This is a genomic window from bacterium (assembly GCA_026708015.1).
GTDB lineage: Bacteria > Actinomycetota > Acidimicrobiia > Acidimicrobiales > Bin134 > Poriferisocius.
The window spans coordinates 58,196-83,209 of sequence record JAPOVT010000049.1 but is presented as its reverse complement, the minus strand read 5'-3'; the positions used below and the strand labels follow the sequence as shown (position 1 = coordinate 83,209).

25 protein-coding genes are annotated in these 25,014 nt (G+C 65.7%); 5 read left to right on the top strand and 20 right to left on the bottom strand.

Annotation, left to right across the window (positions count from 1 at the left end; genetic code table 11):
- Positions 1–353 (top strand): hypothetical protein (locus OXG30_12055; protein ID MCY4135627.1); only part of this gene is annotated, 353 nt, incomplete at its 5' end.
- A 723-nt stretch (positions 354–1,076) separates the two neighbouring features.
- Positions 1,077–2,537, top strand: a complete 1,461-nt coding sequence (locus tag OXG30_12050; protein MCY4135626.1) for a serine protease — start codon at positions 1,077–1,079, stop codon at positions 2,535–2,537.
- A gap of 1 nt (position 2,538) precedes the next feature.
- On the opposite strand, the gene hisS is transcribed toward OXG30_12050, so the two are convergent.
- Genes hisS through queA form a run of 8 tightly spaced genes read right to left on the bottom strand, consistent with a single transcriptional unit; the run spans position 2,539 to position 11,800 of the window.
- Positions 2,539–3,801, bottom strand: a complete 1,263-nt coding sequence (gene hisS / locus OXG30_12045; GenBank protein ID MCY4135625.1) for a histidine--tRNA ligase — start codon at positions 3,799–3,801, stop codon at positions 2,539–2,541.
- A gap of 2 nt (positions 3,802–3,803) precedes the next feature.
- On the bottom strand, positions 3,804–6,017 hold the full coding sequence (locus OXG30_12040) for a bifunctional (p)ppGpp synthetase/guanosine-3',5'-bis(diphosphate) 3'-pyrophosphohydrolase (protein MCY4135624.1): 2,214 nt from the start codon (positions 6,015–6,017) through the stop codon (positions 3,804–3,806).
- Positions 6,018–6,072: 55 nt separating this feature from the next.
- Positions 6,073–6,615: an adenine phosphoribosyltransferase gene (locus OXG30_12035; protein ID MCY4135623.1), complete on the bottom strand. Its 543-nt coding sequence runs from the start codon at positions 6,613–6,615 to the stop codon at positions 6,073–6,075.
- A 31-nt stretch (positions 6,616–6,646) separates the two neighbouring features.
- Positions 6,647–7,753, bottom strand: a complete 1,107-nt coding sequence (secF, locus tag OXG30_12030) for a protein translocase subunit SecF (GenBank protein ID MCY4135622.1) — start codon at positions 7,751–7,753, stop codon at positions 6,647–6,649.
- A complete protein-coding gene (gene secD / locus OXG30_12025; protein MCY4135621.1) occupies positions 7,750–9,318 on the bottom strand; it encodes a protein translocase subunit SecD in 1,569 nt (522 codons plus the stop codon). The genes secF and secD overlap by 4 nt, the downstream gene beginning before the upstream one ends.
- An 18-nt stretch (positions 9,319–9,336) precedes the next feature.
- Complete coding sequence (yajC, locus tag OXG30_12020) at positions 9,337–9,642, bottom strand: preprotein translocase subunit YajC (GenBank protein MCY4135620.1); 306 nt, start codon at positions 9,640–9,642, stop codon at positions 9,337–9,339.
- Between the two features lie 23 nt (positions 9,643–9,665).
- A complete protein-coding gene (tgt, locus tag OXG30_12015) occupies positions 9,666–10,799 on the bottom strand; it encodes a tRNA guanosine(34) transglycosylase Tgt (GenBank protein ID MCY4135619.1) in 1,134 nt (377 codons plus the stop codon).
- Positions 10,796–11,800 carry a tRNA preQ1(34) S-adenosylmethionine ribosyltransferase-isomerase QueA gene (gene queA, locus OXG30_12010; GenBank protein ID MCY4135618.1) on the bottom strand — a complete coding sequence of 335 codons (1,005 nt, stop codon included), beginning with the start codon at positions 11,798–11,800 and terminating at the stop codon, positions 10,796–10,798. Before queA ends, tgt begins: the two co-directional genes overlap by 4 nt.
- 78 nt (positions 11,801–11,878) lie before the next feature.
- Here queA and ruvC point away from each other — a divergent pair, with 78 nt between their 5' ends.
- From ruvC to ruvB, 3 genes are read left to right on the top strand one after another with little or no spacing between them, the layout of a single operon-like run.
- On the top strand, positions 11,879–12,376 hold the full coding sequence (gene ruvC, locus OXG30_12005) for a crossover junction endodeoxyribonuclease RuvC (GenBank protein ID MCY4135617.1): 498 nt from the start codon (positions 11,879–11,881) through the stop codon (positions 12,374–12,376).
- Positions 12,373–12,975: a Holliday junction branch migration protein RuvA gene (gene ruvA / locus OXG30_12000; GenBank protein MCY4135616.1), complete on the top strand. Its 603-nt coding sequence runs from the start codon at positions 12,373–12,375 to the stop codon at positions 12,973–12,975. Before ruvC ends, ruvA begins: the two co-directional genes overlap by 4 nt.
- 7 nt (positions 12,976–12,982) lie before the next feature.
- Positions 12,983–14,017, top strand: coding sequence for a Holliday junction branch migration DNA helicase RuvB (ruvB, locus tag OXG30_11995; protein ID MCY4135615.1), 1,035 nt, complete (start codon positions 12,983–12,985; stop codon positions 14,015–14,017).
- A gap of 5 nt (positions 14,018–14,022) precedes the next feature.
- On the opposite strand, the gene OXG30_11990 is transcribed toward ruvB, so the two are convergent.
- From OXG30_11990 to thrS, 12 genes are all read right to left on the bottom strand, one after another.
- The gene (locus tag OXG30_11990) at positions 14,023–14,466 is read right to left on the bottom strand and encodes a hypothetical protein (GenBank protein ID MCY4135614.1); all 444 of its coding nucleotides are present in this window, start codon (positions 14,464–14,466) and stop codon (positions 14,023–14,025) included.
- 140 nt (positions 14,467–14,606) lie between these two features.
- The gene (locus OXG30_11985; GenBank protein MCY4135613.1) at positions 14,607–15,356 is read right to left on the bottom strand and encodes a YebC/PmpR family DNA-binding transcriptional regulator; all 750 of its coding nucleotides are present in this window, start codon (positions 15,354–15,356) and stop codon (positions 14,607–14,609) included.
- A gap of 10 nt (positions 15,357–15,366) precedes the next feature.
- The gene (gene pdxT / locus OXG30_11980; GenBank protein MCY4135612.1) at positions 15,367–15,933 is read right to left on the bottom strand and encodes a pyridoxal 5'-phosphate synthase glutaminase subunit PdxT; all 567 of its coding nucleotides are present in this window, start codon (positions 15,931–15,933) and stop codon (positions 15,367–15,369) included.
- Positions 15,934–15,988: 55 nt separating this feature from the next.
- A complete protein-coding gene (pdxS, locus tag OXG30_11975; GenBank protein MCY4135611.1) occupies positions 15,989–16,873 on the bottom strand; it encodes a pyridoxal 5'-phosphate synthase lyase subunit PdxS in 885 nt (294 codons plus the stop codon).
- A 67-nt stretch (positions 16,874–16,940) separates the two neighbouring features.
- Positions 16,941–18,221, bottom strand: coding sequence for a DUF3048 domain-containing protein (locus OXG30_11970; GenBank protein ID MCY4135610.1), 1,281 nt, complete (start codon positions 18,219–18,221; stop codon positions 16,941–16,943).
- A 59-nt stretch (positions 18,222–18,280) separates the two neighbouring features.
- Positions 18,281–19,036: a hypothetical protein gene (locus tag OXG30_11965; GenBank protein ID MCY4135609.1), complete on the bottom strand. Its 756-nt coding sequence runs from the start codon at positions 19,034–19,036 to the stop codon at positions 18,281–18,283.
- Positions 19,033–20,163, bottom strand: a complete 1,131-nt coding sequence (locus OXG30_11960) for a glycosyltransferase family 4 protein (GenBank protein ID MCY4135608.1) — start codon at positions 20,161–20,163, stop codon at positions 19,033–19,035. The genes OXG30_11965 and OXG30_11960 overlap by 4 nt, the downstream gene beginning before the upstream one ends.
- Positions 20,160–21,200, bottom strand: a complete 1,041-nt coding sequence (locus OXG30_11955) for a phosphatidylinositol mannoside acyltransferase (protein MCY4135607.1) — start codon at positions 21,198–21,200, stop codon at positions 20,160–20,162. The genes OXG30_11960 and OXG30_11955 overlap by 4 nt, the downstream gene beginning before the upstream one ends.
- On the bottom strand, positions 21,197–21,790 hold the full coding sequence (locus OXG30_11950; protein ID MCY4135606.1) for a CDP-alcohol phosphatidyltransferase family protein: 594 nt from the start codon (positions 21,788–21,790) through the stop codon (positions 21,197–21,199). Before OXG30_11950 ends, OXG30_11955 begins: the two co-directional genes overlap by 4 nt.
- A 19-nt stretch (positions 21,791–21,809) precedes the next feature.
- Positions 21,810–22,304, bottom strand: coding sequence for a hypothetical protein (locus OXG30_11945; GenBank protein MCY4135605.1), 495 nt, complete (start codon positions 22,302–22,304; stop codon positions 21,810–21,812).
- A gap of 41 nt (positions 22,305–22,345) precedes the next feature.
- Entirely contained in the window at positions 22,346–22,852 is a 507-nt protein-coding gene (locus OXG30_11940; protein ID MCY4135604.1) for an HIT domain-containing protein, read from the bottom strand.
- 48 nt (positions 22,853–22,900) lie between these two features.
- Positions 22,901–24,889 (bottom strand): threonine--tRNA ligase, encoded by a 1,989-nt coding sequence (gene thrS / locus OXG30_11935; GenBank protein MCY4135603.1) that lies wholly within the window; start codon positions 24,887–24,889, stop codon positions 22,901–22,903.
- Positions 24,890–25,014 lie beyond the last annotated feature (125 nt).

Here is a 25,014-nt window from a genome sequence, read left to right as displayed (position 1 = left end):
TCAATGTCAACCTCGGGAGGACCAGCCACAACCAAACCCATCAGCGCACCTCCAAATCGCCCAAACCGACACTACCGGCCACCACCCCCAACCACAACCAGTTTCTGCACCAGACTTTGCCGCGGCCGTGGGAGTTCACCAGGATTCCCCCGCGATGGCGCCGCGCATGGCGGCGAGTACGGCTTGTTCCCCTTGCTGGGTGGGCGGCGGGTGTGGCCGTCGATGATCTGCCGGTCGATCCGGTGCTGCTGCTCGCCGTGGATGATTGCCTCGATGCCGCCGCGGATGGCTGCGGCCCGAGACCGGAAGTTCTTGCTGGGGAACAGACTGAGCTACGCCCCGGGGCACAGTAGCGCGCGGTGCAGCCCAGTCAACAGCACCCGGCCGCGGACCCTCAGACCACGCCCGATTCACAAAATTCCGAGTGTCATTGTTGTGGTTGCCTGACAGTCCGAGTGTCATGGTTGTGGTTGCCTGACAGTCCCTTTGGGAGGCCTCCGACTTACACGGTCAGCGCAGTCAGAGGCACGACTGCGACTCCGTCGGGGCGGTCATATCCGTAGCCGCTGGCGGTGATCACCAACTTGCGGGCGGGAGGGCCGGTACCGCCGGCGCTGTCCGAGGCCAGCTTCGCGATTGAGGCAGTAGTCGCCGTGTTCCGCGCAATTGACGCCAGCAGACGACCCACCTTTTGGGGATCCCTCCGCTTGGCCCCACCTTCCGCCTGGGCGACATCTAGAGCCGAGCCTGAGCACGGGCTTGTTCATCTAACGCTATGATTTGAATTTCCCCAATGCTATATATTCAGTTTTCAGACTGCATCAAAATTGGATTGATGGCATCCAGCGGCAACGCCACCACAGCCGGCTTCCGCCGAGAATCCTGATCATCAAGTAATTTGCAGCGCGCCTTGAAGGGCTCCGTAGCGCGCGGTGGAAATGAGATGTCGCGCGATCTGGGGAAGGTTCCCAAGTTGCCCGAGCCAGCCGGTAGTTTGTGGGGCAGGAAGCATGTTCGCCGCACGAATTTCTCCCCCTCCTTTTCGCAAAACGGCTCTTCTCGCAACACTCGCCTTGGTGCTGAGCGCCGCGTGGGCACCGAGCGGCGTATCGGCCCAGGGCCTCCAGCCCACCCAGCAAAATATCGCCGAGCGCGACAGCCTCATCGCGGCCCAAGAGTCGTTGTTGAACGCCTACCGATGCCGATTCAGCATCGACACCATCGTGGTTCCCGGCGGCTGCGCGAACGGTGTTCCCGCGGCGGCCGCAGAGCCCCAAGCACCGTACTCAGGCACGCCCACCTGGACAGAGGTCGCCCGACGCGATCGGCTCATCTTGTCGCAAGAATCGCTCTTGAACACCTACCGCTGCCGGTTCAGCATCGACGCCAGCGTGGTTCCCGGCGGCTGCACCGATGGGCGGCCGTCGTCGCTGCCTGACGACCCGGCGTCGTGCGACTTCGCCGATCATGCCGCCAACGCCGTGGAGTCGGTGTGGCAAGTGCAAGCCGGGAAATCCCTCGGCACGGCCTTCCACATGGGGACCGCCGCCGACCGCTCCTGGTGGATGACCGCCGAGCACGTTGTGCGAGGGTCAAAGACGGTGGAGCTCACCCACTCGGGGGCAAGCCACTCGGCTCGGGTGGTGACGGCCGACCGAGCCGGAGACATCGCCGTGCTGTCCACCCCGATGGGCTCACAAGCGGCACTAGAGTTCGGCGGGCTGTCGGGCGCCGCTCCCGGATCGGCCATTTACTCAGTCGGCTATCCGTTCTATGCGGCGTCCACGCCCGCGGTGTCAAGAGGGGTTGTGTCGCGCCTGCTGGACGATCCAGAGCTCGGCCAAGTCCTCCAAACCGACGCTTCTGCGAACCCCGGCAACAGCGGCGGGCCCATGCTCAACGCCTGCGGCAAGGTGGCCGGCATGGTGGTGAGCAAGCCTGCCGCCCAGGGTTCCGAGGGGATCAACTACTCGATCACCGAATACGCCCTCAAAGACGCTCTGGCCAAAGCACAGGCCGACCCCGACCAAGAGCCCGCGCCGCCGCCCCCGCCCAAGCCGGAACTAGGCGAAGGCGCCCCCGACCGAGGAGAGTGGCAACAGGGGCAGTACGGCGACGGATCGGACTATCTGTGGTATGTCGCCCATGAGGACGAAAGCGGCCAAGGCGCGGTCATCCACGAGTTTCCCTGCGATGCCGACTATTGGAGCTTCGTCCTTTGGACAGATGCGTGGTCTGGCTCGAACATCTTGAACCAAGGCTATGTCCGAATATGGAACGAGGCGACTCCCGGCCAGACCACCCTCTACCGGGCTGACGTCGTGCAGCACTTCGCCGAGGGGACATCCCGATTCGCGCTCCACCAAGGGTTCTCCGACAGCGTATCGGACCCCCTTACTGCTCCCTTCCGCCTCTACATCGAACTGCTCGACGTGTGGCAGGAGCGAGGGGCACTGCTGTCTATTTTGAGATCGGCGGACACCGACAAAGAGCTTGAAGACGCCCGCAACCGCACCCGCAGACAAGTCTCCTGCTGATTCACCCTTCGGACAACCTCGCGGCCACCCCATCGACAACATCGGCTCTGGCCAGAGCAACTTGGCCGCCTGCTGAGCGCAGGTCGCGCAGCGTGACGGTGCCCGACGCCAGCTCATCCTCCCCCACCAGCAGGGCCAGTCGGGCGCCCGAGCGGTCGGCCACCTTCATCTGGGCTTTCATCGAGCGGGCGTCGAAGGCCCGGTCGGCGGAGATGCCGCTGCGGCGCAGCTCGAAGGTGAGGTCGCGGCCGGCGTCTCCCCCGGTCACATCCACCACGAACACGTCAACGGTTGGCTTGGCTTCCGCGAGGGCACCCTCAGCGTCAGCAGCCAGCAGGATGCGCTCGATGCCGGCGCCGAAGCCCACACCGGGGGCGGGTTTGCCGCCGAGGGACTCGGCCAAGCCGTCGTAGCGCCCCCCGCCGCCCACCGCGTTCTGGGCTGAGGACAAAGCACCGGCCGCGAACTCCCAGGTGGTGTGGGTGTAGTAGTCCAGGCCTCGCACCAGCCGGGGATCGATCTCGTAGCCGACCCCCAAGGCATCCAGCCCGGCCTGCACCCGCTCGAAGTGGGCGGCGGCCTCGTCGGAGAGGCAGTCGGTGATGAGGGGGGCGTCGGCGACTGCGGCCATGGTGCGCTCCCGCTTGGAGTCCAGCACCCGCAGAGGATGGTCGGCGGCGTTGGCCCGGTCGGCCTCGTCCAACTCCCCCAGCCGCTGACCCAGCCAGGCGGCCAACTGCCCGGCGTAGGCCTGCCGGTCGCCGGGGCTGCCCATGGAGTTGAGCCGCAGCGACAGCCGGCTCAAACCGAGCGACCGATAGAAGTCGTGCTGGAGGGCGATGACCTCCACGTCGAGGTCGGGATCGGCCGATCCAATGGCCTCCGCCCCCACTTGGTGGTGCTGGCGGAACCGCCCGGCCTGGGGCTCCTCGTAGCGGAAACAGGGGGTGAGGTACCACACTTTCCAGGGCACGGTGGGCCGGTGCTGGTTGAAGGCCCTAACCACCGAGGCGGTGCCCTCCGGGCGCAGGGCCATATGGCGGTCGCCCTTGTCGAAGAAGTCGTACATCTCCTTGCGGACCACCTCGGTGCCCTCGCCCAAGCGCTGGAACACCCCGATCTCCTCGAACATGGGATTCTGCACCAGCCCGTAGCCGGCCCGGCCGAACACCTCGGCGAACACAGCGACCAGCGCCTGCCAGCGATCCGACTCCGGCGGCAGGATGTCGCGAGTCCCCTTCGGCGCTTGGAACACTTCAGCCACAACTATGAGCCAGTGGCAGTAGGGAGGACTCGGTAGGCGTTGTAAACCGACTCGATCCCCCGGATGGTGCGCAAGAGGGCGTCGAGATGGGTGCCATCGCTCAGCTCGAAGTCGAACCGCATGACCGAGATGTGGTCGGCGCCGGTGCGGGTCTCGCAGGCCAGGATGTTGACCGATCCGGTGGACAGGGCATTGGCCACGTCCCGCAACAAGCGGGTGCGGTCGAACGCCTTGACCTCGATGGTCACGCAATAGGCGCCGCTGCGCTCGGCGCTCCAATCCACATCGATGAGCCGGTCGCCCTGCTCGAACGAAAGCGAAGCTGCATTGGCGCACTCCGTACGATGGACCGAAACCCCCCGGCCTCGAGTGACGAAGCCGATGATCTCGTCGGGGGGAACCGGTTTGCAGCAGCGGGCCAGGTTGACCAGCACGTCGTCGAGGCCCTCCACCTCCACCGATTGGTCGGTACGGCGGGGCAATACCGCCGGCGACGGGACCGCAGCCAGCTCATCGTCCTGCTCTTCTTCCACCGCCAGCTCCACCCTCATGCCGGCCACCCGCTCGGCCACCGCCTTGGCCGACACATGGCGCTCCCCCACCGCGGCGAACAGGGTGTCGAGATCGCGGTAGTTCATGTCGGTGGCCGCGTGCAGCAGCTCTTCGCCCGACAGGACCTTGGCCACCGGCAGTCGCTCGCGGCGCAGGGCAGCAGCCACCGCGTCGCGGCCGGCCTTGATGGCGTCCTCCCGGCGGGCCTGGGCGAACCACTGGCGGATCTTGTTGCGGGCTCGGTGGGACGCCACCAGCCCAAGCCAGTCGCGCGACGGTCCCTTGTCGGCCACCTTGGAGGTGAAGATCTCCACCATGTCGCCGGGCCGAAGCTCGCGGTCCAGTGGCACGAGCTGGCCGTTGACCCGAGCCCCTATACAGGCATGGCCCACCTCGGTGTGGATGGCGTAGGCGAAATCGATGGGAATCGCCCCCATCGGCAGCGACACCACCTCGCCCTTGGGGGTGAAAACCTGGACCTCGTCGTGGTCGAGGTCGGTCTTGAGATTGCTCAGGAATTCGACGGCGTCGGAGGTCTCCTGCTGCCAGTCGATGATGCGGCTCAACCAGGCCAGATCGTCGGCGGTGGCACCCTCTTTGTAGTCCCAGTGAGCGGCCACTCCCTGCTCGGCCCGGGCGTGCATCTCGTTGGTGCGGAGCTGCACCTCCAGCGACTTGCCCCCCGGCCCGACCACCGTGGTGTGCAGCGATTGGTAGAGGTTGAACTTGGGCATGGCGATGTAGTCCTTGAATCGCCCCTGCACCGGCTTCCAGGTGGCATGGATGGACCCCAAAGCGGCGTAGCAATCCCGCACCGAATCGACGATTACCCGCATGCCCACCAAGTCGTAGATCTCGTCGAAGCTGCGATCCTTGGTCATCATCTTCTCGTAGATGCTCCAAAGGTGCTTGGGGCGGCCCGTGACTTGGGCGGGGATGCCCAGCTCGGCCAAGCGGGCTTCCACGCTGGAGAGAACCTGGGTGAGATACAGGTCGCGCTCGGGCGCCCGAGTGGCCACCATGCGGTCGATCTCGGCGTAGCGCTTGGGGTGCAGGGCGGCAAAGGCCAGGTCTTCGAGCTGGAGCTTCATGTCCTGCATACCCAGGCGGTTGGCCAGCGGGGCGTAGATGTCCATGGTCTCCCGGGCCACCCGATGCTGCTTCTCCAGCGGCAGCGCGGCCAGCGTCCGCATGTTGTGCAGCCGGTCGGAGAGCTTCACCACCAGCACCCGCAGGTCCTTGGCGATGGCCACCAGCATCTTGCGCATGGAGGCGGCCTGCTCCTCCTCTTGGGTGTTGAACTTGAGTCGGTCCAGCCGGGTGACGCTGTCCACGATTGAGGCCACTTCCCCGCCGAAATGGTGCTCCACCTCCGACAGGTCCATGGCGGTGTCCTCGATGGCGTCGTGCAGCAAGGCGGCGATGACCGACACATCGTCCAAACCCAGCTCGACCACGATGTGGGCCACGGCCAGGGGATGGGTGACGTAGGGCTCACCGGACTTGCGCACCTGTCCGGAGTGGGCCTTCTCGGCCAGGCGATAGGCCGTTTCAATGCGGTCGGACGTGCTGTTGGGGTGGCGTTCCAGATAGGCGTTGAGCAGCGGACCCATGTCCTGTCCGGGCTGATCCATCCACGGCAGTGGCCGCTCAGTCAGTGTCACACATCACCCCCGAAGCAGAACAGCGGGATACTGGGCAACGGTCTTTCTGTCAGCGTCATCCGTCATCCCCGAAGCAGAACAGTGAGATCACCGGACAGTCGGCGTGTTCTTCTATTTTCCCCCGGCCATCCAGGAATCCCAACTCGATTAGGAAGCCCACCCCGGCCACTTCCGCGCCAACAGAATTGACAAGCTCGACAGCGGCGGCCGCGGTGCCCCCAGTGGCCAGCACATCATCGATGATGAGCACTCGCTGACCAGGGGACATGGCGTCGGTGTGGGCCTCGAGCGAAGCAGTGCCGTATTCCAGCTCATAGTCGACCGACCGGGTGTCGTAGGGCAGCTTGCCCGGCTTGCGAACGGGCACGAATCCGAGACCGAGGCGATAGGCCACTGCGGCTCCCAGGATGAACCCCCGGGCCTCAACCCCCACCACTCGGTCCGCCGGAGCGTCGCTGAAACGGTCGGCCAGCTCATCGGTGGCCCATTTGAATGCCCCCGCGTCGTCGAGCAGCGGGGTGATGTCCTTGAACAAGATCCCCGGCGTGGGGAAATCGGGGACATCCCTTATGAGGCTCGCAGGCCAGCCGGAATCCACTGCTCCAACCCTACCCGTCGGCTGAAACCGCCTACCGGCGCTTGCGCTTCCTGGGCCGAGGGGGAATGGCTGTGCCAGCTTGCGGGGGACGGCGAGCCGGGCGATCAGACGAAGGTGCAGCGGAATGGGAGGGGGACGGGCCAACGGCCACGTCTTCCACCTCGTGTACTGATGTGCCCCGAGACTGGGCCCGGGCCTCGAGGCGATCCCGCAGCTCCACAAACTCGGGCTGGCGCTCTTTCAGCCAGGCGGCTGCCGGCGCGGCCACGAACAGCGACGAGTAGGTGCCCACCAACAGGCCGATGAGCAGGGCCACCGCGAATTCGGCCAGGGTGACCGCGCCCAGCACCAGCGTGCCGATGATCAGCATCGACAGCACCGGCAACACCGAGGTGATGGTGGTGTTCACCGACCGCAGCAGCACGGTGTTGAGCGCGGTGTTCATGATGCGGGTGTAGGTGGCCCGCCCGACCAGCGCCGAGCGACGCTGGTAGTCACGGTTCTTGTCGAACACCACCAGGGTGTCGTACAGGGAGTACCCCATGATGGTGAGGAAGGCGATGACGGTGGCCGGGGTGACCTCGAACTGGAAGAGGGAATAGATGCCCACGGTGATGACGATGTCGTGGGCCACCGCCACCAGGGCGGCCAGGGCCATCCGCCACTCCTGGGTCAGGGTGATGTAGATGGCCACCACGATGAAGAACACGATCAGCGCCCGGATGGCTTTGTCGGTGATCTCGCTTCCCCATGAGGCGCTGATGGAGTTGAAGCTGATGTCGTCGACCGTTTGGCCGGTGAGGTTGGCCAGGGCCAGAGACACCTCGGCAACGCTGGTGGCGTCGGTGGCGTCCAATTCGGCCCGAACCCGCAGCACATCGCCGCCGACGAACTGGATCTTGGCGTCGGCTTGGCCCACGCCCCGCAAAGCGTCGCGCACGTCGGCGGTGGACACGTCGGGTGCCGAGGCCTCCCACACGGTGCCGCCCTCGAACTCGATGCCCAGGTTGACCCCCCGTACCAGCAGGGCCACAACGCTGATGAGGACCAGGGCGGCGGACACCTTAAGCGTCGTCTTCCACAGCTCGGGGAAGTCAACCTTGGTCTGGTTGCGCCACAGGCGCTGGAGCCGGCTCATGAGGCCTCAGCTCCCGCGGGCATGGCCTCTTCCCTTGTGGGCAAGCCGATGCGGTGGGGATGGGCCATAAGGCTGGGCGACCGGGACATCAGCTGGGCGCAGGGTCGCAGGAAGAAGTAGGTGGCCACCAGATCAAGCACCGAGGCCAAGCCCAGCATGAGGGCGAAGCCCCGGACCGAGCCGGCCGAGAGCCAGTACAGGATGACGGCGGCGATCAGCGAGGCGAAGTTGGCCCTGAAGATGGTTCGAAACGCCGCGGGGAAGGACAGTTCCAGCGAGGAACGCAGTGCTCTGCCGGTGGCCACATCCTCTTTGAGATGCTCGAAGTAGACCACGTTGGAGTCCAGCGACACACCGATCGACACGATGAGGCCGGTGACCCCGGCCAGGGTCAGGGCCAGATCCTGGGTGTCGCCCAGCCAGGCCACGATCACCCACAACAGGGTGGCCGACACGCCCAGGCTCAACATGGCGATCACGCCTAGCAGGCGGTACATGCCAACCATGAACAAGAACACCAGCGCCAGCCCCACGATGCCGGCGATGACCCCGGCCCGCAGGGAGTCGCCCCCGATGGTGGCCGACACCGCTCGGCTGGTGCTGTCGCTCTGGGGGTCAGTGGGGTCTTGGAACTCGATGGGCAGGGCACCGTAACGCAGCACCAAGGCTAGATTGTCGGCCTCCTCTTCGGAGAAATCGCCGGAGATGACCACTTGGCCGTCGAAATTGGCGCTCTGCACAACAGGGGCCGACTCAACGCTGCCGTCGACCACCACGGCCAGCCGTCCCGGCCCCGCACCACCGGAGGGACAATAGGGCGTACCCGAGAAGCACTCGGCGGCGATCTCGTCGAACTTGTCGGCCCCCTCGTCGCCGCCCTTGAAGGTGGCGTCCACCACGAATTCTCCTCGGAACGAGCTGTCGGCACCAGACAAGCCGGCGCCAGTGAGCGCAGACGGCCCCAGCAGGTAGCGCCTGACCACCTCGCCGTTGTCGTCGCGTTCGGGCAGCACTACGAAGCGCTCCAGCACGTCGTCGGCTGACGCAGTGGTCTCCAATGCGTTGTAATCGATCCCAGTCGGGCACGGCGCCAGTCCCCGGTCGTCGAGTTCGGAGGGGGGCAGCTCTGCGGAAGGCATCTCGACTTCAACATCCTCGGCGACTTCCTCGTCGGCGACGGACAAGGACAGCGGCTCGGCAAAAAGTTCGGCGCACACCGGGCGGAAACGCAGCTCGGCGGTCTGGCCCACCACGTCGATGGCCCGCTGCTGGTCGCTGATACCGGGAAGCTGCACCACCACTCGGCTTCCCTGGCGGGTCACATCGGGCTCGGCCACCCCGAGACCGTCGATGCGGTCGCGGATGATGTCGACTGCGGTGTCCAAATCGCCCTCGGTGATGGCCACCGGACGGTCGGGGTCGTCCGCCGGCACCAGCACCACCTCAACCCCGCCCCTGAGGTCCAAGCCCAACAGAGGCCGGTTTCCAACGGCTAGCGAGGCCGCCAACAATCCGGCGGCTACGCCCAAGATGACGACAAGCGAGACCAGCGACCGGCGGCTCATTCTTGCTGGGGAATGCGACTAGTCGCCGCTCATCAGAGGGCCTTGGCCCTCGTCGCCATCGACGTCCACGTCGGAATACACAACCTTGTTGGTGATTGTGGAGCGGCTTATCTTGATTTCCACCCCGTCGGACACCTCAATGAACACGGTGCCGCCATCAAAGTCGGTGATCATGCCGTAGATGCCCGACGCGGTAATCACCTCGTCGCCCACTTCCAAAGCCTCCAGCAGCGCCCGCAGCTCGCGCTGCTTGCGCTGTTGAGGACGGATCATGAAGAAGTACATGACGGCAAAAATGAGAGCGAGAAATAAAAAGACCTCCAAGGCTCAGAATCCTATCGGAAGACCTAACCGGCAGACGACTCGGCGGGCCGGGCCCACACCTCAGCAATCCTCCTTCGAAGCTGTTCCAGCGTGCCGGAAGCGATGGCTTCTTGGGCCGAATCCATGAGGGCCAGCAGCCAGGCCACGTTGTGCAAGGTGAGGAGCCGGGCCGCCGAGGGCTCGTCCACGTTGAACAAGTGGCGAAGATAGGCCCGGGAGTAGCGGGCCGCCGGACTGGCCGGAAAATCAGGATCAACGGGCCGGTCGTCGGTGGCGAACGACGAGTTGCGTATGTTCAGGCGGCCCTCCCCCGTGAGAGCGGTGCCGTGGCGGGCCAGCCGAGTGGGCAGCACGCAATCAAACATGTCCACTCCCAGGGCAATGCTTTCCACTAGGCCCATGGGATCGCCCAACCCCATGAAGTAGCGGGGCTGGTCCTCAGGCAACTGCGGTGTGGTGGCCTCCAGCGCGGCCATCATCTGCTCGGGGCTCTCCCCCACCGAGAGCCCGCCCACCGCATAGCCGTCAAAGCCCACTTCGATGGTCCGGGCTGCGCTCTCGGCCCGCAGAGCGACATCGGTCCCGCCCTGGACGATGCCGAATTGGTTGGCGCCGGTGTCGTGTCCTGCCTGCTCCAAGAAACGATGGCGGGCTCGGATGGCCCACGCCGCGGTGCGGTCCACCGCCTGACGCAACACGGAATCCGGGGCGTCCGATGGAGGGCACACGTCGAGTGCCATCTGAATGTCGGAGCCGAGCTGGAGCTGCACGTCCACCACCCGCTCGGCGGTGAAGCGATGGGTGGAGCCGTCGTAGGTGGATCGGAAGACCGCGCCGTCGTCGTCCACCTTGGGATCGAGGGAGAACACCTGATAGCCCCCTGAGTCGGTCAGCACATGGCCCGACCAGCCGGTGAATCCGTGGATACCGCCCATCTGCTGCACGACCTCGGGACCGGGCCTCATCATCAGGTGGTAGGTGTTGGCCAGCACCACTGAGGGCTGGAGGGCTTCGAGGTCGCTGGTGTCGAGGGTTCGGACCGCGGCCCGAGTGCCCACCGGCATAAAGCACGGAGTGGTGAATGAGCCCCTCGGCGTGGTGATCCGGCCCTTGCGAGCCTGCCCATCCCGGGCCAACACGTCGAATTGGAGGGTCACTGGCCCGAACTCTTGGTGCAGAGCATCGCATCCCCCAGAGAGAGGAATCGGTAGCCCTCGGCCAGGGCGACAGCGTAGAGATCACGCCAACGGGGGCCGATGAAGGCGGCCAACAGGGCCAGGAGGCTGGACCGGGGAAGATGGAAGTTGGTGACCAGTGCGTCCACCACGGCGAATTGGTGCCCCGGCTTGATGAACAGGTCGGTGTGCCCAGTGGCCGATCCGGTGGCTGCCGCCGACTCCAGCGCCCGCACTACGGTGGTCCCAACCGCCACCACCCGCTCAGCCCGAACGCAGGCGGCCAGGGTGGCCTCGGGGATCCGGTAGGCCTCGGTGTGCATAGCGTGGTCTTCGAGTTCATCGGCCATGACCGGGGTGAATGTGGCCGTGCCCACGGCCAGTTCCAGCGGGCACACGCTGGCCCCGGCTGCCCGGCAGCGGTCAAGCACAGCCTCGGTGAGGTGGAGCCCGGCGGTGGGGGCCGCGGCTGACACCGGCCGGTCGGCATACACCGTTTGGTAGCGCTCGATGTCGGGCAGTTCCCCGGTGACATAGGGGGGAAGCGGCACCTCGCCGGCTCGATCCATGAGGGCGATGGGGTCTCCGGTGGGGCGCACCCGGCGGCGGCCATCGTCGCCGATGCGCTCCCCCACTTCCAACACCGGTGCCTCGTCGAACCACAGCTCGGTGCCCGGGGGCGCCCGGCGGCCGGGGCGGACCAGCGCGCTCCACCATCCGTCGTCGCCCGGCTCCAGCAACAGCACCTCGACCTTGCCCCCGGTGGCCTTGCGGAGCCGCAGCCGGGCGGCCATCACCCGGCTGTCGTTCACCACCAGCACGTCTCCGGGGCCGAGCAGGTCGGGAAGGTCACGGGTCAGGCGGTGCTCGGGCGGAGCAGATGGCCCTCGATCCACCAGCAGCCGCGAGCTGTCCCGGGGCTCGGCCGGCTCCTGGGCGATGGCGACCTGAGGCAGCTCGTAGTGAAGCTCCTCAGTCCGCATGGTGTGTTTCTACCTGACAAGTGGTGTGTCTTGGGTTTATCCCGAAAACTGTCACACCAGCCCGGTAGTTTGGGGCTGATGCTGGTGATGGGGATCGATCCCGGCCTGTCGCGCTGCGGCTACGGCGTTGTCCGTCAAAAAGGACGCGCCACCGAGGCGATCGCGGCGGGCATCATCCGCACGGACAAGGACGATCCCATCCCCCGCCGGCTGTTCGAGCTCCAGAATGATCTGGTCGATTTGATGGGTACCTACAGCCCCGATGCGGTGGCCATCGAGCAGGTGCTGTTCCAAGTGAATGTGCGCACCGCCATGGGGGTGGGCCAGGCCAGCGGGGTGGCCATGGCCGCGGCGGTGGGGGCGGGGGCCGAGGTGTTCGAGTATTCCCCCACCCAGATCAAAAAAGCGGTCACCGGCTGGGGCGGGGCCGACAAAGAACAGATGGGCAAGATGGTGCAGACCCTGCTGGGTTTGCCCCGTCCGCTCAAGCCAGTGGATGCCGCCGACGCGGTAGCAGTAGCCCTCTGCCATCTGGCCCACGCACCAGCCGCCTCTCGAATCCAGGCCGCAGTGTGATCGGGCTGCTTCGGGGCACGCTGGCTCTGCGGGACTCCGACGAGGTGATTGTGGAAACTGCGGGCGTCGGCTATCGAGTGACCGTCTCGCCGGATACGTCGGCCATGCTGGGAGAGCTGGGCCAGGACGTGCTTTTGCACATCCACCATCACATCCGAGAGGACGCCCAAACCCTTTACGGATTCGATACCCCCAACAAGCGCCAAGTCTTCGAGGTGCTCATCTCCGCTCACGGTGTGGGACCGGCGATGGGCATGGCCATCTTGTCGATATACGGGCCCTCTGAGTTGGCCGGAATACTGGCCACCGACGACATAGACGCCCTGTGCCTGGTGCCCGGTGTGGGCAAGAAGACCGCGGCCCGGCTGTTGGTGGAGCTCAAATCCCGACTCGACATCGGCGACGTGACCACCGCGGTGGCATCCGGCGAGCCAGCAAGCGAGCAACCAGCCGACGCTCGCAGCGTGGTCCGCCAAGCGCTGGGCGAGTTGGGCTACAGCGCCGAGGAGGTCCGCGGCGCCATTGCCGCCCTGCCAACCGAAGGCGACTCCTCTGCCCTGCTCAAGGCAGCCCTCCGGCACCTGGCATCCGGAGGATGATCAGGCTGTGAGCGAGAGGGAAGAGCTATTGGCCGGGACGTCGCTTCCCGAGGAGGAGGGTGCCGAAGCCGGGCTGCGACCCATTCGATTGGACGAGTTTGTGGGCCAGCCAGAGCTAAAGGAGCATCTTCACATCATCTTGGGCGCCGCCCGAGCCCGATCCCAGCCATCCGACCATCTGCTATTCGCCGGACCCCCGGGCTTGGGCAAGACCACGCTGGCCCATATTGTGGCCAAGGAGATGGAGGCGGGACTCCACGTCACGTCGGGGCCTGCGCTGGAGCGGGCGGGCGACCTGGCCGCCATCCTCTCCAAGCTTGAGGACGGCGACGTATTGTTCATCGACGAGATCCATCGGCTGCCCCGCATCGTAGAAGAGGTCATGTACCCGGCCATGGAGGACTTCAGCGTCGACATCGTGCTGGGCAAGGGTCCGGCCGCCCAGTCAGTCCGCCTCGATCTGTCCAATTTCACCCTAATTGGCGCCACAACCCGCACCGGCCTCATCACTGGGCCGCTGCGAGACCGATTTGGCCTGGTGTCGCGGCTCGACTACTACACCACCACCGATCTGGAGGCCATCATCGCTCGGGCGGCAACCATTCTCGACATCCAGATCGACCCAGTCGGCGCGGCCGAAATAGCGTGCCGGGCCCGGGGCACCCCCCGGATCGCCAACCGGCTGCTCCGCCGAGTGCGCGACTATGCCGAAGTGAGAGCCGATGGCCGCATCGATCAGGCCACTGCGGCCGCGGGACTGAACCTGTTCAGCGTCGATCAAGCCGGCCTCGACAAGGTCGACCGGGCCATTTTGTCGGCCCTGTGCGAGCGCTTCGGCGGCGGGCCGGTGGGGCTGTCCACCCTGGCCATCAGCGTCAGCGAGCCAACCGAAACCGTGGAGGACGTCTATGAGCCGTTCCTCATCCAACAGGGCCTGCTGATGCGCACCCCCCGAGGCCGGGTGGCCACTCCCACCGCCTGGCAGCACCTGGGCCTTGCCCCGCCAGCCAGCGCGGCAGACCAGTCCAATCTCTTCGACTGATCTCTCTAGCCGAAGAACTGCGCCGCCATTGCGGCCCAGATTGGGACCATGAAGGCCGTCATTATCGTCAAATAGAGCCGCGTCTGCTTGGCCATCTCGGCCCGAAACTCGGCCCGCAGCTCGGCTCTCAGCTTGGCACCAAAGATTTCCAGGTCGTCCTTGGTGGCAAACTTGGTCAAGTCCTCCTTGGTGGCGAACTTGGCGAAGTCCTCCTTGGTGGCAAACTTGGTCAAGTCCTCCTTGGTGGCGAACTTGGCGAAGTCCTCCTTGGTGGCAAACTTGGTCAAGTCCTCCTTGGTGGCGAACTTGGCGAAGTCCTCCTTGGTGGCAAGCTGGTCGCGGCCATCGGGCAGAACACAATTCATCAAGGTCTCCGCAGGCCCTTCGCCAATGGTGGCAACCAACTGATTCACCAACTCCGTCCGCTCAATTTCGCTAACCGCTGTCATCAGATTCCCTCTCTCCTTATGAACTCGAAAGGGAACCCTTTGACACCGAAAAGCGAAGCCAGTTCCGACTGCGACCGAATCATAACGGTGCTACTTGTTGGAGACAACCACCTTTCTGTAGAACCCCGACAAAGGAGGCCTCAGCTGGCGGCAGCTTGGAGGATGTCGTCGGGGATGTCGAAGTTGGCGTAGACGTCTTGGACGTCGTCGTGGTCGTCAAGAGCGTCGATAAGGCGGAGCACCGATCGGGCGGCGTCGGTGCTGTCGACGCCCACTACTGAGGTGGGCAGCATGGTGGAGGCCGCCGACACAAAGGCAATGCCGGTCTCGGACAGGGCGTCGCGCATCGTCGTGAGGTCGGAGGGATCGCAGGTGAGCCGCCAAGTGTCGCCCTCGTCGGCCAAGTCCTCGCCCCCGGCATCGAGGGCGGCCATCATCAGCTCGTCCTCGTCCACCGAGCGGTCGAGGATCACCACCCCTTTGCGCTCAAACTGCCAGGCCACCGCGCCGGGCTCGGCCAGTGATCCCCCGTTGCGGGTGAACAGTGCCCGCACCTCAGAACTGGTCCGATTGCGATTGTCGGTCAGCGTCTCCACGTAGAGGGCCACTCCTCCGGGGGCGTACCCCTCGTAGTACACCGACTCATACGCCACCCCCTCGAGCTCACCGGTTCCCCGCTTGATGGCCCGCTCGATGGTGTCGAGGGGCACCGAGTTGTCCCTGGCCTTCTGGAACATGGTGCGGAGCGTGGGGTTGGCGTCGAGGTCGCCGCCGCCCTCACGGGCCGCCACCTCCACCTGGCGGATCAGCTTGGCGAACAGCTTGCCCCGGCGCTTGTCGGCCGCACCCTTGCGGTGCTTGATGGTGGCCCACTTGGAGTGTCCTGACATGGGTGCTCCCTTATTCCTGCTCGATGAACCAGCGGTGGATTCGATTGTCTTCAGCCAACTCGGGGTGGAACGACGACACCACCGTCGAGCCTTGGCGACAAAGCACCGGCACCCCGTCCAATTCGGCCAACACGTCCACCTCCGGGGCAGCCGACTCGATCACCGGGGCGCGGATGAAGACACCGGGAAATGGCGATTCCCATCCTTCAATGTCAATCGGCGCGTGGAACGACTCCGACTGGCGGCCATAGCCGTTGCGCCGCACCGTGGCGTCGATGGCGCCGAAGCAGTGCTGGCCGGGATAGCCGTCCACCACCTCGGATGCCAGAAGGATCAGCCCGGCGCAGGTCCCGAGTACCGGCAGGCCGTCGGCCAGGCGTTCGGCCAGCGGATCGGCCAAATCGTTGGCGTCCAACAGCTTGGAAATGGCGGTGGACTCGCCGCCGGGGATGACGAGGCGATCGACTTCCGCCAGCTCTTCAGGAGTGCGGACTTGGACTGCGGCCAAATCGAGCCGGTTCAGGACCCGCTCATGCAGCCCGAATGCGCCCTGAAGGGCCAAGACCCCGACTTTCACCCGGGGGCTCCGGGTCTCGGGGAGTTGTCTCGATCTGCTGCACGATCAACCGCTGCTACCAGCCGCGGTCGGCCAGCCGGGTTTCGAGGCCGTCGATCTCCAAGCCGGGCATCGGCTCGCCCAGGCCGCGGCTTACTTTGGCCAGGATGTGGGGATCGCGATAGTTGGTGGCCGCCTCCACAATGGCTTTGGCCCGGGGCGCCGGATCGGCCGACTTGAAGATGCCCGAGCCCACAAACACGGCTTCGGCACCGAGCTGCATCACCAGTCCGGCATCGGCAGGGGTCGAGATGCCGCCGGCGCAGAACATCGGCACCGGGAGCCAGCCGGTCTCAGCCACCTCGCGCACCAGCGGCAGCGGGGCCCGGAGCTGCTTGGCCCAGTCGAACAGCTCGGCCGAATCGGCCTGGGTGATCTTGCGGATGTCGCCGATAATCGACCGGAGATGGCGAACGGCTTCCACGATGTTGCCGGTGCCGGCTTCGCCCTTGGACCGGATCATGCAGGCGCCTTCGGAGATGCGCCGCAGCGCCTCACCCAGGTTGGTGGCCCCGCACACGAACGGCACGGTGAACGCCCACTTGTCGATGTGGTGAGCCTCATCGGCGGGAGTCAGCACCTCGCTCTCGTCGATATAATCCACGTCGAGGGCTTCGAGTATCTGGGCCTCCACAAAGTGGCCAATGCGGGCCTTGGCCATAACGGGGATCGTCACCGCCTGCTGGATGCCGGTGATCATCTCGGGATCGCTCATGCGGGCCACGCCGCCGTCGCGGCGGATATCGGCGGGAACCCGCTCCAGGGCCATGACCGCCACCGCCCCGGCATCCTCGGCCACCTTGGCCTGATCGGGGGTGACCACGTCCATGATGACGCCGCCCTTGAGCATTTCGGCCAGCCCCCGCTTGACCAGAGGAGTTCCCGTCTCGCGGCCCGTCATCGACTCAGCAGCCATGGTTGCAGTCTATGGCTTTCAGCACCGCAAACACGATGTCGGTTTTGGACCACTATCGGTTCTTGAGCAGGTGCTCGGCGAAGTCCTGCACCATCACCAAGACATCACCCCCGGGCAGGACGATGAAGGTCTGGCCCGGAGTGAGCCGCACCGGATTGCCGTTGTTGTCGGTCACCTTCCAGGGCTGGTCGGCTGACGGGCGGGACCACCGGCCTCGGATCATGTGGCCGGCAGTGAACACCAAGGCAGTCCCGCCCTCGGGATCGACGGTGATGGCCTCGGGGCAGTAAGAGCATTGGGCGCTGCCGGTGTATCGGGTTTGCAGAACCACCACATTGGCCGGGGTCACCTGCTCAGGATTGACATCGGGATTGGGTGTGCCATCGGAATGGCGGGCCATGTCGACATGGGGGGTTCCGTCTTGCCAGCGGGCCCAGCCGCTGGCTTCAGCATCCCAGACGAATTGGGCCACGGTGCCACCGAGATACCGGACCTCCACTCCGGGAACCGGTTCAGCATCCGATGGCAGCGCCTCGCCTTCCCTTAGGTATTCGAAGAGTGGTTCGGGGGGCGGCAAGCTGCTGGGAGCAGCTCTCCAGATGTTTGCCGTTGTGGTGTACAAGTTCCACGGGGGAACTCGGTCGGCAATCCGCCAATAGTCGTTGGGCAGGCCATCCCACAGCAGCTCATAGAGCATGCCCGCCGACTCTCCTTGGGAAATTTCCCGCAGCACCCCGGGGTTTCCTCCCGAATGGCCGTACACCGGCTGGCCGAAATTGGCCAGGATGTCGGGATCGGAGCTGCGGGCCGACCGAACCGGGCCCAATGAAACGGCGTCCTGGCTGTGGAACACGGCGAAGAGGCGGGTGATGGTCTCCACCCTTACCTCGATGAGTATGTCCGCTTGGTTGATGCCGGTTTGGGGGCGCCCCACGCTGCTGGTGCCGATCTTCACGGCCAGAGCCGGCCGGTTCATGATGGACGGATCCGCCAGCGGCTCACCGGTCAGCGGTTCGGTGGGTCCTGGCGTTGGCGTTGGGGTGGGCGCAGGCGGGTCGGGAACGGGCTCTGGATCGCCGGTTTCTGTTGAACCAGGATCGGGAGCGGTGCCGTCGCCGGAGGCTTCGCCAGCACCATCCCCGGAGCCATCGCCTTCGGTGACGCCGGAGCCTCCGTTGGCCGGCGCTGGAGCGCCTTCTGGCGATTCTGCGCCGCCGTCGCCGGTCGGGGTAGTCGTCATCACAGGGGCAGAATCATTCGTTCCCACCGGCTGAACGCCGTTGGACTCGTCTTCTGAGCCGCCGCAGGCCGCGCCCACCAGGGAAAGGGCCAACAGGGCAGCCGCAATCCCCCCTCGCCAACGAGCGCCCCGATTGGGGGGACTGCTTGAGATCAAAGCTCAGTCAGCGCGGCGATACGGGTTTCCAGCCGGGGATGGCGGATGACGTCGGCGATGCCCCAATCGGGCTCATCGATCCACATGTGAAGCGCTGCCACCGTTGGCGATGGTACCTGAGCCGTTTGCCCAGAAAGTGTCATCAGCGCAGACAGCAGGCCGGGAGGGTAGCGAGTGAGCGACACCGCCTCGAAGTCGGCCGCCAGGCCCCGTCCCGCGGGCAGCACCCGACCCATCAATCGGCGGCGCAGCCAGCCGACCGTTGAGAGGGGCCAGGCCAAGAGCACCCCGGCCAACGTCTCAAAGGCGGCATCGCCCCGACGGATTCGGCACAAGTGATGGGCTACCAGCCCTTCAAGCGCGATGCGCTCAAGCTGCTCTACTGCGCCGGATGTGACGACGATGGCCGCATGGGCGGGAGTGCGGGCCGCGGCCAGGGAGTTGATGGAGTGGGAATGGATCACCCGCAGTTCGGGGGCGGGGATGCCGTGGATCACGCACAAGCCCTCCAGCAGGTTCTCGAGAACGGCCTGCGCCTCACCGGTGGGGCGGGTGCTTCCGGCCAGGCGCAGCAGCAGGCGCCACGCAGTCAAGTGCAGGCCGGCTGCGGCGACCCCTCCAACGACCACGCCGGCCACCACGGCCACGAGCCAGGGGAGCCCGGCCAATAGGAGCACAGCCAAAACCAGCGCGCCCACAACCACTCCCAGGGCGCCAAGAACAACGGCAGAACGGCGTTGGCCTGAATTCACGATTCCTCCTCGTGATGGCGGAGATCTTTCCATGGGCGCTGGGGAGCGCGTACCGGGCGGCGAGCTGCCAGATCGGCATAGATCTCGATGTAGCGCTCGGCCAAGGTGTCCATGGAGAACTGCTGGGCTCGGTCCAGCCCTGATTCCACCAGGGAGTCGGCGGTGTCTTGGTCGAACAGCACCCGCTTCAGGTTGGCGGCCAGGGCGGCGGGATCGCCGGGCGCCGACAGCAGTGCATCGCGTCCCGGTCGGGCCACAATGGCATAGGCGTCCAGATCGGAGGCCACAATCGGCGTCCGGGCCGCCATAGCCTCCAACAGCACTACTCCGAACGACTCCCCGAACAGCGACGGGGCGCAAAACACGTCGGCCCCACGCAGGCGGGCCTGCTTCTCGGCGTCGGAGATCCGGCCCAGCCACTCCACCCTTGAGTCATCTACCGTGCGGGCCTTCAGATCGTCGGTCTCAGGGCCGTCGCCTCCCACCCACAACCGCACCTCGTCGGGCAGGTACTGGAGCGCGTCGATGAGGATGTCGAGACCCTTGCGGGGCTCGTGGCGACCCACGAAGAAGATGGTGGGATCAGGTGAGGCGATGGGATCAGCCGAGGGGGCATCCAGCTCCACCCCGTTGAACACCACCTCGTAGTGGCCCCCGAGCTGCCCCTGGGCCAAACGGCGGGCATCGTCGGACACCGCGCAGCGATAGTCCAGGCGGTTGGCCACAGCCTGCACGATCGGCCGCAGAAACTGGTAGGCGGCGCTGTGACCGGCCCGGTGGAAGGTGCCCAGCAGCGGCGCAGACTTCATCACCGCCGCGGTATTGGTGGGACCGGGGGCGAGGGGTTCGTGGATGTGTACGACGTCGAATCGCTCGTCGCGCAGCACCCGGATCGTGCGGAGCTGGGCCGGAGGATCGGGAGCCAAGGGGGCGATGGAGCCGTTGGCCGCAGTGGGCAGGCTGTTGCCCAAGGGGGTGACCGACTCGTCGGGCGGAGGCCCGTCACACGGGGCCAGCACTCGGGCTTCCACCCCCATGCGGCGCAGCGAGCGGGCCAGTCCCATCACCTGTCCCTGGACACCTCCGGGGATGGTGAGGGAGTAAGGACAAACCAGCCCAACCCTCATCCGGGCACTCTCTGTTCGACAATGCGCTCGGACTTGGCCTGTCGTTGGGGGTCGTCGTCCCCGAATCGGTCGAAGCCCTTCCGCTGTTGGCGGAATCTCTGAAGGGCCGTCTCATCGCTGGGCCAGTTGGGCTGCATGAGATGCCACTGCTCCGGAGCGGCGCTTATCAGCTGCTCCAGCGATCGGGCCAGCTCCTGGGTTACCCGGGTCACGTCGGCCCGCAGCCGTCCCTGGCGCTCGGCGGGGACCGGCGGCAAAACCACGCCCCGATGGTTGGGTCCGTCCTGATATACCGCGGTCGGCAGAATGGCCGCGCCGGTCCGCAGAGCAAGAGTTGCCGGGCCACCGGGCAGCAGAGTGCGCTCTCCAAAAAACTCCACCTCCACGCCTCCCCGGCCGACCTGGCGATCGGCGAGCAAGCACACCACCTGACCGGTTCGCAGCGACTTGATGAGCACTGACACCGCGTCGGGGCCGAGCGCCACGATATCGATGCCCATGCGGCGCCGCTCTTCCACCATCCAGTCGAACAGCCGAACCGGCTTTAGCGGCTCCACCACCGAGATCACCGGGTAGCCGGGGATACGGGCCATCCACGTTCCCGCCCATTCCCAGCCCCCGAGGTGGGGAAGGGCCAGTATCGGCGCCGTACCGGTGTCAATTGCCTCTTGAATGTAGTGAAATCCCTGATGGCTGAATCCGGCCTCCACCTCGGCATCGTCCAGGTCGCCGATCCGGGCGCCGTCATACCAGTAGCGGGCGTACGACTCGAATGAAGCCCGCACGGCCTCGGCCAGCGCATCGCCCTTCAACTGGGGGCCGCACACCCGTTGGAGGCGGCGCTCGGTGATGAAGCGACGCTCGGGCAGCAGCCGATATGCCGTGCGGCTTATGGACCGGGTGAGGGCGGCGCCCACCGGCTGGGGCAGACGGCGGGCCAGGGCGGCGCCGCTGCGGTAGAGAACCACGTCGGCCGAGAGACGGCGGGTGCGGGCTATAAGAGGTAGAGGAGCAGCCGCCTCGGCAGTGTTTGTCATACTGAGTGCAGGGAGTTGGTCTGGCGCCAGACCTTGGCAAACCGATACAGGGCAGTGGCCGCGGTGAGCACCAGCATGGCCCACAGTATGGGAATCATCACGAAGCTGAAGGCCAATCCGGCGCCGAGTACGAAGAATCGTTCAGCCCGTTCCATGAGCCCGCCCTTGGCGTCGAGTCCCAGTGACTCGGCCTTGGCCCGCTGATAGGAGACCAGCGAGGTCACCGCCATGAGGGCCAGCGGCAGCATGAAGATGTGACCCGGCTCGGTGGACCCCAGATACCAGGCAAAGCCCGCGATCAGAAGTGCGTCGCTGGCCCGATCACTGACCGAGTCGAAGAAGGCACCTCGGACCGAACTGGTGCCCGACGCCTTGGCGATGGGCCCGTCGAGGGCGTCGGCCAGACCGGTGAGGATCAAAAAGACCAGGCCGAGGATGAGTTCACCACGGCCGATGACCACCGCGGCCACCGCAGCCATGACGATGCCGAAGGCGGTAACCGCATTGGCGCTCACGCCTATCCGGCAGAAGATGGCGCCGATGGGATCCAGCCCACGATTGACCGCCGAGCGCCAATTGCCGTCGAACATGCGGCCTTAACTCTACTCTTCAGTCGTTTGCTAGGTCAGCCCAGTCTTCGGGATTGGGCTGCACAAGCTGGTCGATCACTTCGCCGGTGATGCCGTCCACAAAGACCAATCCCCGCTGATCAGGTTGGGGCTCGTTGGAGTAGAGCAGGATGCGCCAAGTGGGGCGGCTGAGCCAGCCCCGCCACCCCATTTGGGCCGATGCATGGCCCACGGGAAACCCCACTGCGCCGATGGCGATGACCAGTGCATCCGACTCGTCGATCTTCAACTCTTTGCCGCAGACAAAGCCGTAGACGGCGAAGACGGCTAGGGCGATGGCGGCGGCCAGGAATCCCCCATTGACCAGCGGGCTGTCGGCGGCCACCGCCCACACCACCGTGCAGACCAATGCAGCCGACAGATAGATGATGGCCGGAATCCGACGACGGCTGTTGTTGGGAAACAGGTATGGGCCGACGTACTCGCTGACGTTCAGCTCTTGGGGGAGCTCATCGGTTATCTCGGCGTCAGACATCGTCTCGCTCTCAGGAAATGCTGGATTCAGCGTCGGACACCCTACCGAGCTTCCCAGGCGTCTCTCAGCTTGGACCACGATTCGGTGAGGGGCTCGGGGAGCACTCGGGCCTCGGCCACGGTGGTCATGAAGTTGGTGTCGCCTTGCCAGCGGGGCATGCAATGAACATGAAGATGGTCGGGAATGCCGGCACCGGCGGCGGCGCCCAGGTTGAGGCCCACGTTCACGCCGTCGGGGCTGTAGGCCCGGCGGATGGCGGCCACCGCCGTTCGCACTGCGGACCACAATTCCTCGCTCTCGGCGTCGGTGAGATCGGCCAGGTCAGCTACGGCCCGGTTGGGAACCACCATCAAGTGCCCGCTTCCGTAGGGATGGGCGTTGAGCACCGCGAAGCAAGTATCGCCCCGCCACAAGATTCCGGTTTCTTCGTCGGGTTCGGAAGCAGCCAAGATGCGCTCAAACAGCGTGCCCTCTCCTGACTCAGAGTCAGTGTCGCCAAGTCCAGCCACATAGCGGCTGCGCCACGGAGCCCACAATCGCTCGAGCATCAGCGCCCTCCTGTCATCGGAGACCGCCGGTCCGTCTTCGTGCGGCCATCAGCGGTGGGTTTCCACGTCGTCGGCCAATCGGGCCGCGAAGTCTTCCAACGCCACGCCCCGCTCATCGCCGTCGCTGCCCCGGGCGTTTACCCCTACCGTGCCGTGAGCCACGTCGTCGTCGCCCACCACCAGCACATAGGGCAGTTTCTGGAGCTTGGCTGCCCGGATGCGCCGGCCCAGAGGCTCCTGTGCTTCCACCACTTCGACCCGGAAGCCGTGTTGGCTGAGCCGGGCTTCCACATCGGTGGCATAGTCGGCATGGGTAGCGGCCACCGGCAAGATGGCGGCTTGGACCGGGGCCAACCAGGCCGGGAACGCACCGCTGCAATGCTCGATGAGCACCCCGAAGAAGCGCTCGATCGCTCCCATGAGGGCGCGGTGGATCATCACCGGGCGGTGGCGGTTGCCATCAGAGCCCACATATTCGAGGCCGAACCGCTCGGGAAGCTGAAAGTCCACCTGGAGGGTGGACAGCTGCCAGCTCCGCCCTATGGCGTCGCGCACGTCGATGTCGATTTTTGGCCCGTAGAAGGCGCCCCCGCCCTCGTCTAGCTCATACTCCAGCCCGGAGGCCTCCAGCGCTTCCCGGAGGGCCTCGGTGGCCAAATCCCATTCGGCGTCATCGCCAATCGACTTCTCCTGCGGCCGAGTGGCCAGTCGAGCCTCGAATTCGTCGAATCCAAATGCCCGCAGCACCGACAAAACGAAGGCCACCAACGAGGCGATCTCGGCGGGGGCTTGCTCGCGGGTGGCGAAGATGTGGCTGTCGTCTTGGGTGAATCCCCGGATGCGCATCAGGCCGTGGACCGCCCCCGACAGCTCGTAGCGGTACACCGTGCCGAGCTCAAACAGTCGAATGGGCAGGTCGCGATAAGAGCGCTGGCTGCTCTTGTAGATCAGCACGTGGAAGGGACAGTTCATCGGCTTGAGGTGGTAGGAGGTGCCGTCCAATTCCATGGCCGGGTACATGGACTCCCGGTAGAAGTCCAGATGGCCGCTGGTCTCCCACAGCTCAGAGCGGGCTATATGGGGGGTGACTACCGACTGGTAGCCCCCCTCATCGTGGCGACCCCGGCTGTAGTCCTCGATGATGCGCCGCACCGCCGCGCCTTTGGGGTGCCACACCGCCAGCCCTGGTCCTAGCTCGGTGGGCCAGGACAACAGGTCGAGCTCTCGGGCCAGGCGGCGATGGTCTCGCTTTTCGGCCTCGGCCAGTCGGTGCAGGTGGGAAGCCAGGTCTTTGCGGGAAGCCCAGGCCGTGCCGTAGATGCGCTGCAACGACGGGCGGCCAGCGTCGCGGCGCCAATAGGCCCCGGCCACGCTCATCAGCTTGAAGTGCCCCAGGCGGCCGGTGGAGGGAACGTGGGGGCCGCGGCACAAGTCGATGAAGGAATCCGAGTTGCGGTAGTAGCTGATCTGGCCGTCGTCGGCCACCTCGTCGGCCAATTCGTCAGCGGGCTGCCCAGAGTCGTCGGCATCGGGGGACATGGCCACCGTTTCGATGATCTCGCGCTTATAGGGGTGGTCGGCAAAGAGCTGTAGCCCTTCGGCGGCCGACACTTCGTGGCGCTCGAATGGCTGGTCGGCTTCGATGATCTCCCGCATCCGGGCTTCGATGGCCTCGAGGTCGTCGTCGCTTATGGTGGCGCCGTCGGGCAGGTCGAAGTCGTAGTAAAAGCCGTCTTGGATGGGTGGGCCCACCGCGTAGGTAGAGCCGGGGTAAAGCTCCAGCACCGCCTGGGCCAGCACATGGGCGGTGGAGTGGCGCAGCGTTTCCAGGCCGGCGTCGCTGTCGGCAGTGATGATCGAAACCTGCTGGCCGTCGGCCAGCGGAGCGCTCAAGTCCACCTCGGCGTCGTCGACGGTGGCGATCAGCGCCGCCTTGGCCAGACCGGGGCCGATGTCGGCGGCCAAGTCGCCCGCGGTACCGCCCGAGGGAATCGTGCGCGTACTGCCGTCCGGCAGAAGGACGCTGATGTCAGCCATACCGGGACCACCCTAGATGTTCATGCAATTTCGTTGCCATTTAGTTTCAGTGTATTTCCGTATATGCTGAACTAGGCCGCACCGGGCCCGCATAGCGGCCCGGTGCGGCCCAAGGAGGAAGCAGT